Here is a 15,925-nt window from a genome sequence, read left to right as displayed (position 1 = left end):
TTTATTATAAGGCTATTTTGCAGGAACCAGGTTAATTTCGCGAAAAGTAAAGCCACGGCCTTCCTGTATAATAGTTATGGGTTCTAATTTTAACTGGTAAATTCCCGGCTTCTCAAAAGTAAGGCTACCGGCATTGGTTATAATGTTTTTCCAGTACAGGGTACGTGGGTTAGGCCTTTTACTATCGGCATAAATTTTTAAATCGGTTACTTTACCGTTAAAAATAACTTTTACCTGGTGGCCGCCGGTCCAGTCGGGCTTTTCATGAGCGCCGGTTTCGGTAGATACCACTTCCATGTTATAATTTCCGGGCTTAATAACGGTAAATGTCCAATCCAGTTTAATGGCGGCATCTTTCCAGTTTTGTGCTCCTCCCCCATTGTTATTAATGGCCAGTAACGCAGCTCTACCGTTTTTGGTAATGGCGGCTTTACCACCAAACAAGTTTATTTTACCTGTATGGTCCTGAACAATTTGTTGCTCTGTTTTAGCTGCACCTTCAATCTCTAATACCAGTACCGATAACACCTTGTCTGGTGCCTGAACGGGCAGCTTTATTTTTAACGTGTGATGATTGGCTTGCTTATTATATTGTTCTTCAAAAGGTATTGGTTTCTTTGCTTTATCGGCCAACAGGTACATTCTTCTTATTTTACTTTGCAGCCCTTCTATATAAAAATCGCCTTGGGGCCAGTTAAATATACCGGCATAAAGCCTACCTGGTTTTTGAGTTATGTTACCCCAGGGAAATTCCAGGTAATACGGACTGGCTTTACTACCATATATGGCTTCACCATTCACTTTCATCCAGTCTCCTACCTGTTTAAGTATATTTACCGATTCCTGGGGTATTACACCATCGGCAGTTGGCCCAACGTTCAGCAGGTAGTTACCCCCTTTACTGGCAATATCAAACAACAGGCGGGTTACACCATCGGGAGATTTCCAGGCGTTATCATACTTTTTGAAGCCCCAGGTATTATTGAGCGTAGCAGGCACTTCCCAATCGCCGGTTACGGTGGTGGGTGGTACGGTATTATCACTGGTAGATTGGTAATCGGGTTCTATACCTCCACCTAACCTGCCGCTAATAATACATTTCGGCTGTAGTTTGCGCACTAATGCTTTTATAGTGTCAGCCTGTTCTTTGGTGATGGATAACGGGGTATCAAACCATATCATGTTTACCTCTCCGTAATTGGTTAACAGTTCGGTGAGTTGAGGCAAAACCTTGCTGTTGATGTATTGGGTATGGTTTCTCTCCTTTTCGGGTGGATAATTATCCCAGTTGTTACCCCAGGCGTTAGGTTCGGCCCAGTCTTGAGCCTGCGAATAATAATAACATATTTTCATACCCTGCTTATGACATTCATTAGTTAAGGCTTTGATAATGTCTTTTTTATAGGGTGTGGCATCTACCACATTGTAGGGCGAAACGTTAGATTTGAACAGCGCAAAACCATCATGATGTTTACTGGTAATAGTAATGTACTTCATCCCGGCATCTTTGGCTGTTTTAACAAAGGCTTTTGCATCAAACCGGCCAGGGTTAAACTGTTTAGCCAGTGTACTGTATTCGGCATAAGGAATTTTGTAGGTATTCATAATCCACTCGCCTATCTTTTTATCATCGTACTGCCCTTTCCACTCTCCCGCCGGGATAGAATACAGTCCCCAATGTATGAACATACCGAAACGCGACTCGCGCCACCAAGCCATACGCTCATCTTGAGTCGAATTTATTTGCGCATTAGCCCACTGCCCATAAACCAGTGATAATAATATTACAAAGATTATTTTTTTCATAGAAGTTCTTAAAAGTTCATTATTGCCTCACAAAACTTCAACTCTCCTGTCAAACTCCGTTTCCGAAACGCTCAAATTTATGTTACCAACAGTATATGAACACTAAATAAGTGCTTGGGCAACCTGTAGTATGCAAGGCAATAGCTGCATAATTAATCAACAGCTCTTTGCTTCTTTACCGGGTAAGGCTTGTATTTACCTTCAGCGTTAAGCGGCAGTTTGGCGGCATTGGCCGGCTCTACGTATTTTACCTCTTTAAGCTGGTTTTGATATGCAGCTTCCATTTGCTTTTGCAGGGCGACGTACTTAGGGTTGTTAAACAGGTTATTCATTTCATAAGGATCAGTACCCAGGTCAAACAGTTCCGTCCAATCGTCCTGATGTGGATATTTGATCAACTTAGCTGTTTTGGTGCGTACGGCAAGCATAGTAGGAGTTGGCGAATTACTTTCGTAGTAATATTGAAAAAAGAAAGCGTCGCGCCATTGCTTTTCCTTTCCGGCAACCAGGTTAACCAAACTTTTACCCTGAAAATCCGCCGGTGGTTTTACCCCGGCCAGTTGCAGTAAGGTAGAGGGAACATCCAGATGCAGTACCATATCGTCAATTACCTTGCCCTTAGGAAACTTTGCCGGATATTTAATTAACAGAGGAATGCGCATACTTTCCTCATAGGCGGCGCGCTTATCCTGTAAAAAGTGTTCGCCATGAAAGTAACCGTTATCGCTGGTAAAAACTACGATGGTGTTTTCCTCCAGCTTCAGTTCTTTAAGTAAATCGAGTATGCGGCCTACATTATCATCGGCGCCGGTAACGGTGCCCCAATAAGGTTTTACACGTTTATTGCCGCTACTGTCTGTCCACGAATACAAGGGTTTATCGGGGTTGGCAAAGCGAGCGTCCCAAAATGAGATATATGACGGTTTCGATAGTTCGTTCACCGGTTTGGTAAGCTTAGCATCGGTATATAAATTTTTATACCTGGCCGGTGGTGTCCAGCCACCGTGCGGAGCTTTAAAGCCTAAAATAACTACAAAAGGCTTGTCTTTATTTTTCCTGATGTAATTTACTGCGTAATCGGTAGCCACATCATCAACCCAACCGTTAGTAGGTTGTTTAACACCGTCGATCTCAAAGGGGCAATTATTGTACTGCCCGTGCGCTACGTAACTGGCCGAATAATCAAACCCCGGCCTTTTGCCGCTTTGGCTACCCATGTGCCATTTACCAATATAAGCTGTAGTATAACCAGCCTTTTTAAGCAGTACCGGATAGGTGTTTACAGAATCGGTGAAAGGATGATAATTGTCTATAATACCGTTAACATGGTTGTATTTGCCGGTAAGAAAAGAAGCCCTGCTGGGCGAACATAGCGACAAGGTAACAAAGGCATTTCTAAAACGTACGCCTTCTTTGGCTATCCTGTCCATATTAGGTGTTTTTAAATATGGAAATCTTGCTGCCTTGCCCTGCTCCTGCTGTACAATGCTCAGGCCGTCAAACCTTTGATCATCAGTGTACATAAAAACAATGTTAGGCGCCTTTTTTTGCGCTACAGACAGGGTAACCAGCATAAGCATTATTACGGTGAAAATCAATCTATTCATATTGGTAATCCTAATTATTAATTTAATATGCTTGTATTGGTTAGTTATATATTGCTACAGCTTTGTTAATCTTATAAAAAATACGTCTTTACTTTGTACGTTAACTTCGTAAGTAAAACTGCCGGTAGTAATGTTTTGGAGTTTTTCAACAACAGGCTTGCCTGCGGTAAGTGCTTTCAGCTTACCTTCCTGCTCGCGGTTAATATTATATGGCGATCCCATCTCCTTATAAGCATTTAAGACATCGTTATGATGGTAGCCGGTTTGGTATAATTGTATTCTGTACTTTCCGTTAGGCACGTTGGCAATGTTCAATTTAATTTTACCCTGGTTTTCGGGTTTGTTACCATTATCGAAATACTTAACGGCATAGTTAGAATCGGGCTTGGCCATAAAATCCCAGAACAAGGCCTGCAGGTTGCCTTTAGCATCTTTACAAACGTAGGATTCCCCATCGTTATTTTTAAGTTCCAGATTACCTAATTCACTTAAAAACTGGTAAGCAAAATAAGTGGGTTTTTTAATACTCTGCAGGTTAAGCATACCAAAACCACCATGAAAAGGGGTTACCTGCGGCCCCGGTTCCTCAAAAATATCGGTAAAAGTCCAGTAGCTCATCGAATTAGCACCCTCGGTATGGCGCAGTACATGCAACACAAAGGCAGCATTTTGATAAGTATCGTGCCGGGTATCTTTTGGGCCTGATGAAGAGTTCCACTCAGTAAAATGCAGCTCCTTTTTATAGCTCAGGCTATCCATCCAGTGTAAAACAGTATTCACATCTTCTGGAATGGCATTACTGGGACGCAACCTTTGTTTGCGGGTACCGAATTCATCCAAAAAACTTCCAGAACCGTAAGCATGGGTAGAGATGAAATCGACCGGCAAATTGTTTTGCTTGCAGTAATTAATAAACTCGCGTACCCAGGTTTTGCCCGAAGTAGCCGGCCCGCCTACGCGGTAATTGGGCGATACAGATTTAACCGCTTTAGAAGTTACATTATAAAGCTTAAAATACTCATCGCGCCCGGCCGACCAAAAAGAAGTTAAATTAGGTTCGTTCCATACTTCAAAATACCATTGCCGAACTTCTTCTTTTCCATAACGTTCCTCAAAATGTTTAACCATAGCTACAATCAGATCATTCCATTTATTATAATCTTTTGGTGGCGTATTGATGCCCTTCCACCAAAATACGGTTTTGCTGGCATCAGTTGCTAGGGCAGCAGGCATAAAGCCAAACTCAACAAAAGGCCTGATTTTTATGCTGAGCAGAAAATCGTAAAGTTTATCAACATACTGCCAGTTGTAAATGGGTTTACCATTGGCGTCTTCTTTATACACCCCCATATCATCATGCAACAATCCATGAAAACGAATATACTTGAAGTGCATTACCTTTTGAACATCGGTAAGCTGCTGCTGCCAATCGGCACGGAGGCCTTCATTGGCACGGCCGGCACCCACGCAAAAATTATACATGGTACTGGTACTACCTTTTACCTGCTGCATATCGGCATTAATAGCACGGTTGGTTTGTGCCAAAGCCATGTTGAACAGCAAAATGGAACACAGTGCAGTATATAGTATCTTGTTTATATGGTAATAAATCATCTTGTTGAATATGATCTGATTTTTATTAGTGTTTTTTACATAGGAAAAGCTTAGCATAATTCATCTGCATAAAATTATCAATTATCAAATTTACAAAATACTAAATCGTTTTAGCCATAAATAATTTATTATTTTGATACTCATTGCTTAGGTAAATTCCCCAGTTTAATAAGTATGTTTCCACCTTTTGCAACTGAATTGTGTTCTAAATAAGTTTTCACATAAGGTAATCCGTTTTTAGCTACAAGTTGTATATATTTTACCGAAGGTGAGCTATTTGGTGCTGCAATAGTTAACCGTTTACCATTTGGCAACCCGATAATTATTTTACTAAAAAGAGGAGAGCACAGCTCATACCTGCCCGAAACAGGATCTAGCGGGTACATACCCATAGAAGCAAACACATACCAGGCCGACATTTGACCTGCATCATCGTTTCCACTCAAGCCGCCCGGACCGTCGGTGTACTCCTCTGCCAGTACGCGCCTTACTTCACGCTGTGTTTTCCATGGGGCTTTGGTATAATTGTACATAAAAGGTATTTGGTGCCCAGGCTCATTACCATGCCAATATTCTCCTTTTTTAAACAAAGTATCCAGCGCAGCTTCCAACTTATTGGTTCCACCCATTAGGGCCGCCAAACCAGGCACATCATGCGGCACATAAAAGGTGTACTGCCGGGGCGTACCTTCAGTTATATAACTTACTTTTTTATCCGGCTCAAAATCTTTTATCCAGGTGCCGTCGTCGTTTCGGCCGCGTGATAGGCTTACGGACGGGTCGAACACATTTTTATAACTGGCTGATCGCTTCATCAGCTGTTGATAATCACGGGTATAATTTAAAGCTTTGGCCATCATAGCCAGGGCATAATCATCATAAGCATATTCCAGCGTACGCGATACCTGTTCTGCTTTATGAAATGCTTCCTTAACCGGGTCCTGTAAGGGAACGTAACCGTATTTGAGGTAAGAGGTTAATGCCCTGCGTCCTTTGCCATCTACGTATTCATCTACAGGAGGGGTTTCAAAAGCATTTTTATACATCAGGCTGTAGGCTTGTTGGGTATTATAACCTTTAATGCCCTTTAAATAGGCCGAAGCTATAAACACGGTTGAATGGTCGCCTACCATTTCGTTGGTATAGTTGTTCCAGCATGGAAATATTGGAAGCCACCCACCCTGCCTGCCTTTAATGAGAATAGAGTTTACCCAATCATTTACCAGGGCAGGATCAAGTAACTCGTACAAGGGTAGCTGTGCCCGGTAAATGTCCCACATCGAAAAATCATCATAATATTTGCCTGATGTAAGTTTAGCTGTTTTATATTGCTGTGCAAATTGGGGGTACGTACCATCGGCATCGCTAAACAGGCGTGGCAGTTGCATGGTATGGTATAAAGCCGTATAAAATATTCGCTTATTCTTTTCAACACCTTCTACCCTGATCCGGGCTAATCTTTTTTCCCATTGTGCGGCGCTGCGTTGCTTCAAAGCTTCAAAACTGAGTGTGGCCACTTCGGTATCGAGGTTTTTCCGCGCTTCGGCAATACTGGTAAAAGAAGTGCCTACACGCACAAGCAATTGCTCACCTTTTTGTAACTTAAAACCTGCAAAAGCGCCGATGCCCTTCCTGTTACTTAGTGTTTTACCGGTTAGTATGGTATCATTACAAAAAGTACCGCTTTGGGCAAATGTTTTTACCATGCGCATTACAAAATAGCCGCTAAAGCCCGCCGGCTTACCCGAACCTTGGTACAGGCGGTAGGCAGGGTTATAGCCATAAATTTCCTGCATTTTGGCGTTAACTTCAATATAAGCTTTGCCGCGGTCATTATTGGGGGTAACCAGCAGGTACAGGCTATCGGTACGCTGCATAGTAAAACGTAAAATACCGCATCGCTCGGATGAGGTAACTTCGGCCGTAACCTGGTAGCGGGGCAGGTTTACGCGGTAGTAATTAGGTGCTAAAACTTCATCCTGATGCGAAAAAACGGTTTCATATTGTTGAACACCGGTTTGCAATTTGCCGGTTACAGGCATGAGTGTTACGCTGCCATAATCCTGCATGCAGGAGCCACTTATCCAATGCGTGGCACGCAAGCCACTAAAACTGGTGGCTTTGTATAAATAAGGTGGAACACATTTTTGTTCGCCAACTTGTGTTTGGGGTGTCCACTGGGTCATGCCAAAAGGTACGCCTACGGCCGGTATGGTATTGGCATACTGTTCAGAGCCATCGCCATGTTTAAGCGCCTCGGCAGTAGTACTGCTTGCCGTACCCGATAAGGGCTGAACGTAAGACAGTAGTTTTACCTGCGCTGCAAGCGGCACGTAACTCATATTTATTAAGCCTATCACTAAAAAACAGGCATTTAAAGAAGGCTTTAAAACACCGCTTAACTTTGCACTTGTACGCTTCAACATCAGTTTTACTTTAAATAAATAGTTGATACTTTTCCCTGCATGGCAGGCAAAGTAAAAACCGCCTGCCTGGCATCATTAGCCGTAATAATTTTACCGATATAAGTATTTTGCTTGCCGTTTTCATCTACCGCTGTTAACAAGGCTTGCCTGCCTTTTAAGGTATAGGGTAAACTTAGCTCAATGGCCTTATCTGCATAAAGCTTCCATACCTTGTTTTCATAACTTAAGGCGGCGGTAACCGAAGTGTGAAGCGCTTTAATGCCATAGTTACCTTTAAACAAGGATTGCCCGTTACCTAAAAACAGGTATTCCAGCTTACCACTTTTTAAACCCGCAACAGCATAAGTACCCGTAAAACTATAATCCTGATAATTATTAGTTTTCTTACCGTCGGCATCGGCAAAAATATATTGAGTGGTTCTATTAATACTGGCCACTTTAAGGCCGGTAAATACAGGGTTAGTGTTAGCGGCGGCAAAACTGCTGATGCCGGTAACCGATTGCTCATGCGCGTAAGAAGGTTCCAGTACAGCTACAAAAGGTTTTGTCCAGGCTTCGCCATTTTGCCGTACTACGAGGGTTGGCACTTTTGCTTCAGCTATATCACTGGCTACCAAATTATTTCGTAATGACCGGGCCTTGGGTGAATTTACAGAGAATATTTTTCGGCCTTGCTGCCCCTGCATCCACATATTCATCCAAATAGCTTTTTTGGAAACGCCCTGAAGCTCGAATTGGGCCTTAAAATCACCATTGTAATTTATGGCGATTTTATCGGTAAAGTAATTATAACCTACAATATCGCCTTTAGCTGATGAAAGTTCATCGGTAGGCTGCAACATAAGCGGCTTACCTCCGGCATTGTACAACCAGGTATGCTGGCCGAGGTTATGATACAGGTATTCGTTTTTGACATCGCTACGGTCTGTTTTTGCCGACCGGAAGATGTCAACATAGTAAGCTGTTGAATTACCTGTGCGAATGATGCTCACCAGACGTGATTGCACGGCCTTGGTTGCCGGTTCAATAAAGCTAACCCTGGTATAAGTAACGTTTTTAAACAGACTGTTTTTTTGCAAAACCTGCGGATAATAATCCTCCAATACAAACGGATAATTGGAACGCATACTGCCATAGGTTGATTTACCATCGACCACCACCGTATTATGGGCAGCAAATTGAGAATAAAACTCATGGTGGTTTTGCTGCCAGTAGCTATCGCCTGCAGCAAAATCGGGGGCCAGTGGGTAACCTTTGCCATATAGCTCTACATTAATACCATTAGCATGCGCATGGTTACCCATAGATGCATTAACGGAGGCCATCATACCGGTATTGATATCAAAGCCGTTACGTTGCACAAACCAGCTTACATTAGGTGCATAAAAAGTAGAGGTAGCAAAACTTTCGAGCCCTTTGGGTATTGTTCTTTCCAGCTCGGGCACGTAAAAAAACAGTTCAAACAAAGAGGTAATACCCCGGTCGTAATCATCACCTTGGCTATATTTGAGCAGGCTTGTAAAAGTATCAAGGTTAGTTTTTTCTCGGTATTTGTTGCACCAGGCAATCATATACTCTATGCTCTTATTGGATAATTTGTCGTAATGTGCATCGCCGAAAGAAACCGTGTGCTTATTGGGCATTAAATATTGAGCGGTGGCAATAACCGCCTTTTTTAAGGTCGGCACAATGGGTTTGGCATTACCCTTCATTACACGATCGGTTAAGAGCAAGGTTTTTAAAAAATCTTCTGATACGCTAAGCGAATAGCCCGGGGCTTCATACCATATACCAGTATTGGTGTCAAAGTATTTAAGGCTCTCTGTTAAAGGTACCTGTGCGGGCATAGTTCGGTTAAAAATAATATCTAAGTAATATTGAACCCCTTTTGCGTTTTCATAGTTATCATCATCATCAAGCGCCATGGACAGGTACGATAAAAACCTGGCTTCAAATATATTCCAGTTGTTGTTGGTAACACCTTTGAGAGTAATATTATCAGCCCATTTTTGAAAAACGGGGGCTGCAAATTGTTTACCGAAACCCGGATGTTTTTGCTCCAGGTAAGTATATAAAAAATCGTAACTTATGACTGTTGGAATAATTACCGACTCATGTATGACCTCGAAGGAAGTTAAACCCGATATTTTATTAGGTTTGTGCTCATCTGCATCTAAAGGTAGTTTGAGGTAGTATAATCCTTTAATGTAGGTAGTAAGCACTGGCAAAGCAAAATCTGCATATTTTTTATCGCCGGTGTACCAGTACAAAAATGCGGCATCCTGCGCCAAACTAATAATGCTTTCGTTAATACGTTCGATATTAAGACCACTTTTAGAAGGTTGTACCCATACTCCTTTGCCTTCGCTCATCATATATACAGAACCATCATCTGGATCGGCATAGGGTACCAAATCTTTTATAGCTGGACTACTGTAAGGTGTAGACCAGTCTCTCGAACCTGTATATCTTACCGTTGGTACCGGCGCATAGCCCTCTGCCTTAACAAAATCATTCACACGGGTATATATATCGGTGTGGTGCGATTTCCAATACATTTGCAAACGAGACACCAACCAGGTACTGTCTTTTTGAAAATAAGCCAAGTAGGGTTTCAATTTTTTTTCAGTGCGGTCAATAACCGCTTTTGCCCAGGCAAACTGGTTTACTTTATCAGTTAACTGCTGTTTTTCGCTATTACTGGTATAAATACGCGGGTGTACAGCTGTTACGTGCTGTGGTATAGGAATTACTTGTGCCTTAACTGAAACATAACAGCAACAAATGATTACAATAATTATAGCATTGTAAACGATATTGAAAATTTTAAACATAAAATTTCACTACTTACTCTGCGGCGTAAAAATAATGGTTTGGCCGCCACAAGGTTTTATATCCCACGTAAAGTTATCATCTTTATTTACCTGTATAGTACGTGTCATTATACTTTCCAGCTTGTCATCCTGGTAAATAGTTGCCTTATAGGTAACTCCCGGTTTTAAAAATGAAAGTTTCTGGCTCGAATTCCATGCTGTAGTACCCGTAGCGCAACCCATATACCAGCTATCACCGTTGCGCCTGGCTATGGCAATATTTTCACCTATTTGACCTTGCAGGGCTTGGGTTTCATCCCAAACCGTTGGCACTTTGGTAAAAAATTCAAGTTCTTTTTCATTCTTATAATCTTCGGGCTTGCCATACCATAAAAGCGTTTGCAAAGGGCTGAAGAAAATAACAGACAAAGCCAACTGATGGCCTTTGCTTACGTCGAAACCCAATTTGGCGTACCTTGCAGAAAGGGCCCGGCTACTATTAAGATAACCGATGGTGAAATCGCCCGGGCCGGCTAAAAAGCGTGTAAAGGGCAAAGTGACATTATGCAAAGCACTACCGCCATGCTCATTACCACGTATTCCTTCTTGGGTTAACAGGTTAGGGTAAGTACGGCTTAAGCCGGTAGGCTTGTAATTATCATGTATATTAACCAAAAAGCCTGCTTTGTAAGTTTTATCGAGCGCCTGGTTTAGCCAACTTAAGCCATTTTGAGTTAAACCGTCAACAAAGCCAAATTTGAGTCCGGTAACTCCCCATTTTTTATATAGTGGTAAAATACTATCTAAATGTGCTTTTAAGCCAACATAATTTACATACAAAAATACTCCAATGTTCTTTTTTTTCGCATAAGTTATTACCTGCGGTATGTTTATAGCCGGTATAAAAACTTTGGGGTTTGAAGTAGTCCTGAATTCGGAACCATACCAGCCGGCATCAAACAACACGTATTGAAAGTTATGTGCCACGGCAAAATCAATACTCAAACGGGCATCATTATCAGTTAAATTTGACCGGAATATCTTACCGGGTTTTATCCAGTTGTTTTGGGCGGCTGAATATTTTACATCGCACAGTTTAAGTAACAGATCGTTGTATTTTAACAAACCTATTGCTGTTGTTGCAAATGATACTGTACGCCATGGCGTTATAAAATAAGGGGTGGCATTGACAACTTTATCTTTAAAAAACGCCATTTTTAATGCATCACCAGCTTCGCCTTTACGAAGCACCGCTTTGTTATAATTGATATTATTAGCTTCGGCAATACTAATATAACCCAAAGCTGATTTTAATGTGGTTGGAAAGTCGCATGAATCGGCGAGGGATGATAAAGCCGTTGGCCTGAACACGGATTCTTGCTCATAACGGAAAATAGTTTGTGGTTTACTAAAATTGAATCCGGTGGTTTCTTTAAGTATAGTAAGGGTATCGGCATTATTTAAGCGGTACCTAAAGGCAGCACTGCCGTTAAATACACGTATTTCTACTTCGTAAAGCTTTTTACCAGAGGCCATTACTTCAAAAAACTGACCGCTATACTTATTGCTAATTTCTTTATTTTCGCCAACCGGCCAAGGAAAAATTTCGTTAACCTGAGTTACTCTGCCCGGGTTTACCATTATATTATTGAGAGCACCTGTCCATTGCTTAACCTCCAGCCCCAGCGGCGAAGCGGTTAATAATGGCTGCTTGTTAAAAGATATGCCATAAACCATTTGCTTTGAGGAAGTTGTGTTCAGCTCAAAAATGGTACTCTTATCTGGCGATACTATTTTAAACGATTGTGCTATGCTTGATTGCCATACACATAAAATAAGTAAAAACAGGGGCAATAAAATTTTATATTTTAAATCGGTTTTAGCCATGTTAAATAGTTTTAGTATTAATAAGTTTATGCGCTTGCCAGCCGCTTGCCGCTCCTATTAGTGCCGATTTTTCGCCCAATGCAGAACGTTTAACATCAATGGCAATACCTTTACTGCTAAGCTGCTTTTGTAGGCTTGGGGCAAACAGATCAAAAGCGTTTGATATATTACCACCACATATTAAAGCCTGCGATTTATTTGAAGAAAGCACCTCTTCCAGAAATAAACCCAAATTATAACCAAATTCAGCAAACATGTTTTGTATTAATTTACTACCGGCTGCTGCATCTGCCAATTGTTTTACATCTAACGCCATATTACCTGTAAGTTCATAATACCGTTTTATAAACCAATTGGTTGAAAAATAATATTCTGCAATGCTCTCTTTAAAAGGCATTTGCCAAAGTTCGGCATCATTAGCTACATGGTTTGCATAATTGGCGGTTCCAAAACCTGTGCCCAAGGTAATTCCAATTACGCTGCTATAGCCTATTGCTGCGCCACCTAAAACCTCTCCCTGTAAAAAACAAGGGGCATCGTTTTTCATGTGTATATTTTGAGGGTCGAGATCCAGCTCTTTGGCAATTAATTCTTTTATACTTAAGCCGTATAAGGATTCGTATTTATTTAAACCTTTAATCCATACTACTCCGGTTTCATAATTACAGGGACCGGGCATAGCAATACCCAGCTTTTGCGGTTTAAAGCCTGCTTTGTTGCAAAGCTCTTCCATGGTCATGCACCATACCTTTATAATTTCAGACGCAGAAGCCGCTGAATTTACACTTTTGCGTAAACAAAAGTCGTCAACAATTATACGTTTACTAATATCAACCATGCCGGTAGTAATGTGCGAACCACCAATATCTGCACCAATAATTATAGATGAATTCATGAAAAAAAGAAAAATTAGGACTTGTAAAATTTGTATCCGAAAAGAAATATAACCGCGTAACAAACAATAGGTAAGTAATATGCTGCAGCTACATCATAATTGGCAATCTGCCCCATTATAAGCGGAAAAAATGCTCCTCCTACCACACCCATTGATATAAAGGACGAAGCTTGCTGAGTTTTTACACCAAGATTTTTGATCCCTAAACTAAAAATAGTGGGAAACATGATACTGAAGAAAAAGTTGACCATAAACAAGGCGATGAAAGATACCCACCCAAAGCCTTGTGCTACTATTAAACACATTACAATATTGCCTAATGCAAAAGCAGCCAGTAATCTATTGGGTGCAATAAAGCGCATTAAATAAGTCCCTACAAAACGTCCTAACAGCATCATAAACATAAATATGCTCATGTATCGGGCTGCAGTAGCATCAGTGAGGCCCATCTTTTCGTGACCGTAATTAATGAAAAAAGCCCAGGTACCGCTTTGCGCAGCTACGTTAAAAAATTGTGCGGTAACGGCCCATACAAAATGGCGATGGCCGAAAAGTCCTTTTTTAACAGGCATTAATACAGCATCGGTATGGTAACCTTCGGTTATAGCCTGATGCGGATCTGCAACAGGCGGTACTTTAACAAATGCAAATGCAATGGCAACAACTGTAATAGCAATTCCGATAATAATATACAGGGTTTTTATTGAACTAAGCCCAGCCTCACCATGTACTGCAACGGTATTAAATATAAAGAAAGAGCCTATAGTTGGGCCAATGGTGCTACCAACAGCGTTGAAAGCCTGCGCAAAATTGATACGCTGATCGCTGGTTTGCTGGTTACCCAATGCAGCTGCAAACGGATGTGCTACAGTTTCTAAGGTAGACAATCCACATCCCATAATAAACAGGGCTACACGAAAAAATAAAAAAGATTGTGCAGCAGCTGCAGGTACAAACAAAAACGAGCCAAGTGCAAATAACAATAGGCCTAATAATACACCATTTTTATATCCAAAGCGTTTCATGAACAATCCGGCGGGAATACCCATTACAAAATAGGCTCCGAAGATAGAGAACTGCACCAAGCCCGATTGGGACTTTGATAGGTTTAACACCTGTTGAAAATGCTTGTTCAAAACATCGGCCATGGATATGGCTATGCCCCAAAACAGGAATAAGGAGATAACAAAAATGAGTGTAACCAAAAACTTTTTTTCGGTAAAGGCAGGCTTAACTGCAATAGAAGGTTGTAATTGCATTTGTTGATGTAATATTATTGGGGCATTTGGATTTTAAGATCATCATAGTAAAATGGCGCAGTGTTGATGTCGGCCCAAACCGAACCCAGAAAAACCTTATCTACCTTGTTGCCTGATTGTATTTTATTAACCGACTGCATATCGATAAAAAATTCGCAGCCTGTGATAGTAAAAACAAATTTGAATTCATGCCAGCCAGTTTTACGGGGTACACTGGTAGGCTTAAAATCTTTACCGTAGCGTACACTGTAATTAGTTGTCGAGGTTGCCGTACGCACACCTATCATATATACTTCTTTGGTTTCTGTATTATTTATTGAAACAGCCGTTATACCGGTAGCTTCGGCCTGATCATAAAACCATATACTTATGGTGGCATTTTCAACTGCAGGACTTATGGTTTTAAATATACCGCATTTCGCAGTTGTACCGGCTTCATAACTTTGCTTACCACTGCGGGCCTGCTTGATGCTTATTACCGGCTCGCATTGCGAGTTGGCATTTTTCCATTGTTTGCGGCCTGCTTCGAAATCGTCGGTAACCTGGGCAAATGCAGAGTAACCACAAAATAATGTTAGACTTATTAGTAAGGTTATTTTCATGTAAAGTTACTTTAGGGTTAAAAAACTAAACTTATCCTGCGCCTTGTATTCAAGCGCAGGATAAGTGAACTCCAATCATATTATCGGTAAATGGTTATTAGCTATGGCGTTACTGTTATAGTAATTTCTTTCAAGCTTTCTTCCACCCCGTCAGCGTTAGCATTACGCACGGCAAATGTTGCTTTATAAGTACCCGGCGTTGTATAAATATATGTAAACTGCGGTACCACGAAACCTGTAGAAGCAGTTTTGATCGTAATTACGTTCGCTGCATCGGCGGTGATCTTTTTCAGGTCAAACGCTTTAGAGATTGCCCAGTCTTCGTCGGCCGGCAAGCCAATATCCAAACCAAGATGACTCAAATTGCTGCTATTTACTACCCATGAGGCGTTGCCACCATTAAGATCTACCGAAGTAAAGGCACCGCCTACATTATCTGCTGCAAGGGTGGTAATTTTTCCGTTATTGAATATGGAACGAAATTTAAATCCACCAACTGTCCATTGTCTTTGTTTTAATGTTTCGGGGCTATTGGACAAATATTTAAATGCCACGTATAATGGCTTACTATCCATAGCCAAATCATTTACACTAATAACACCCGATGCTAAATTGGTTGCCGAGGTACCTAAAACGGCACGGCTTGTAACATCTGTCCAGGTGGCTTTGCTAATGTTTGCGGCATCATTAATTCCGCTAAAATTGCTTGATACCAGTACCGATAAATTATTGGTCGCCGTGCCAAACTGCACATTGCTGGTAAATTCAAACTCTGGCTTGCCATTAACGGGCGACATGTACTCGCTTCGCTTTTCATATTCGCTCCCTACTTCGCCACTAAAAAAGTATATATAGTCGGCCGTACCCGATAAGTTAAACCTAACAGTATCGCCCACTTTAAAAGTTAGCTTATTAGTTTCCGCATTAAAATCGGGTTGCTTTAATTTTACTTTATTACAAGCGGTTGCCAGTAAAGCAACAGCCAATAATGGTAACAATATCTTTTTCATTTTTAA

At 41.2% G+C, this 15,925-nt stretch carries 10 protein-coding genes; all 10 read right to left on the bottom strand.

Annotated elements, in window-relative coordinates; translation table 11 throughout:
- Positions 1 to 12 precede the first annotated feature (12 nt).
- Positions 13 to 1,806 (bottom strand): alpha-L-fucosidase, encoded by a 1,794-nt coding sequence (locus tag ACFQ3S_RS01400; protein WP_377160432.1) that lies wholly within the window; start codon positions 1,804 to 1,806, stop codon positions 13 to 15.
- 152 nt (positions 1,807 to 1,958) lie between these two features.
- On the bottom strand, positions 1,959 to 3,413 hold the full coding sequence (locus ACFQ3S_RS01395; protein ID WP_377160430.1) for a sulfatase family protein: 1,455 nt from the start codon (positions 3,411 to 3,413) through the stop codon (positions 1,959 to 1,961).
- Positions 3,414 to 3,467: 54 nt separating this feature from the next.
- The gene (locus ACFQ3S_RS01390) at positions 3,468 to 4,964 is read right to left on the bottom strand and encodes a GH39 family glycosyl hydrolase (protein WP_377160428.1); all 1,497 of its coding nucleotides are present in this window, start codon (positions 4,962 to 4,964) and stop codon (positions 3,468 to 3,470) included.
- 203 nt (positions 4,965 to 5,167) lie between these two features.
- Positions 5,168 to 7,453 (bottom strand): GH92 family glycosyl hydrolase, encoded by a 2,286-nt coding sequence (locus ACFQ3S_RS01385; RefSeq protein ID WP_377160426.1) that lies wholly within the window; start codon positions 7,451 to 7,453, stop codon positions 5,168 to 5,170.
- 5 nt (positions 7,454 to 7,458) lie between these two features.
- A complete protein-coding gene (locus ACFQ3S_RS01380; protein WP_377160424.1) occupies positions 7,459 to 10,287 on the bottom strand; it encodes a heparinase II/III domain-containing protein in 2,829 nt (942 codons plus the stop codon).
- Between the two features lie 9 nt (positions 10,288 to 10,296).
- A complete protein-coding gene (locus ACFQ3S_RS01375) occupies positions 10,297 to 12,153 on the bottom strand; it encodes a glycoside hydrolase family 97 protein (RefSeq protein WP_377160422.1) in 1,857 nt (618 codons plus the stop codon).
- Between the two features lies 1 nt (position 12,154).
- Complete coding sequence (locus tag ACFQ3S_RS01370) at positions 12,155 to 13,048, bottom strand: ROK family protein (protein WP_377160420.1); 894 nt, start codon at positions 13,046 to 13,048, stop codon at positions 12,155 to 12,157.
- Positions 13,049 to 13,062: 14 nt separating this feature from the next.
- The gene (fucP, locus tag ACFQ3S_RS01365) at positions 13,063 to 14,307 is read right to left on the bottom strand and encodes an L-fucose:H+ symporter permease (protein ID WP_377160418.1); all 1,245 of its coding nucleotides are present in this window, start codon (positions 14,305 to 14,307) and stop codon (positions 13,063 to 13,065) included.
- Positions 14,308 to 14,321: 14 nt separating this feature from the next.
- Entirely contained in the window at positions 14,322 to 14,909 is a 588-nt protein-coding gene (locus ACFQ3S_RS01360; protein WP_377160416.1) for a hypothetical protein, read from the bottom strand.
- 101 nt (positions 14,910 to 15,010) lie between these two features.
- Positions 15,011 to 15,919, bottom strand: a complete 909-nt coding sequence (locus tag ACFQ3S_RS01355; RefSeq protein WP_377160414.1) for a DUF5017 domain-containing protein — start codon at positions 15,917 to 15,919, stop codon at positions 15,011 to 15,013.
- Positions 15,920 to 15,925: the final 6 nt, after the last annotated feature.

Origin of the sequence: Mucilaginibacter terrae (assembly GCF_042679325.1) — a bacterium.
Taxonomy (GTDB): Bacteria; Bacteroidota; Bacteroidia; order Sphingobacteriales; family Sphingobacteriaceae; genus Mucilaginibacter; species Mucilaginibacter terrae.
This window is presented reverse-complemented; position numbering and strand designations above follow the sequence as displayed.

Coding starts and splice junctions, on each gene's coding strand:
- ACFQ3S_RS01400 (WP_377160432.1), bottom strand. CDS start 1,806: ATGAAAAAAATAATCTTTGTAATATTATTATCACTGGTTTATGGGCAG.
- ACFQ3S_RS01395 (WP_377160430.1), bottom strand. CDS start 3,413: ATGAATAGATTGATTTTCACCGTAATAATGCTTATGCTGGTTACCCTG.
- ACFQ3S_RS01390 (WP_377160428.1), bottom strand. CDS start 4,964: ATGGCTTTGGCACAAACCAACCGTGCTATTAATGCCGATATGCAGCAG.
- ACFQ3S_RS01385 (WP_377160426.1), bottom strand. CDS start 7,453: ATGTTGAAGCGTACAAGTGCAAAGTTAAGCGGTGTTTTAAAGCCTTCT.
- ACFQ3S_RS01380 (WP_377160424.1), bottom strand. CDS start 10,287: ATGTTTAAAATTTTCAATATCGTTTACAATGCTATAATTATTGTAATC.
- ACFQ3S_RS01375 (WP_377160422.1), bottom strand. CDS start 12,153: ATGGCTAAAACCGATTTAAAATATAAAATTTTATTGCCCCTGTTTTTA.
- ACFQ3S_RS01370 (WP_377160420.1), bottom strand. CDS start 13,048: ATGAATTCATCTATAATTATTGGTGCAGATATTGGTGGTTCGCACATT.
- fucP (WP_377160418.1), bottom strand. CDS start 14,307: ATGCAATTACAACCTTCTATTGCAGTTAAGCCTGCCTTTACCGAAAAA.
- ACFQ3S_RS01360 (WP_377160416.1), bottom strand. CDS start 14,909: ATGAAAATAACCTTACTAATAAGTCTAACATTATTTTGTGGTTACTCT.
- ACFQ3S_RS01355 (WP_377160414.1), bottom strand. CDS start 15,919: ATGAAAAAGATATTGTTACCATTATTGGCTGTTGCTTTACTGGCAACC.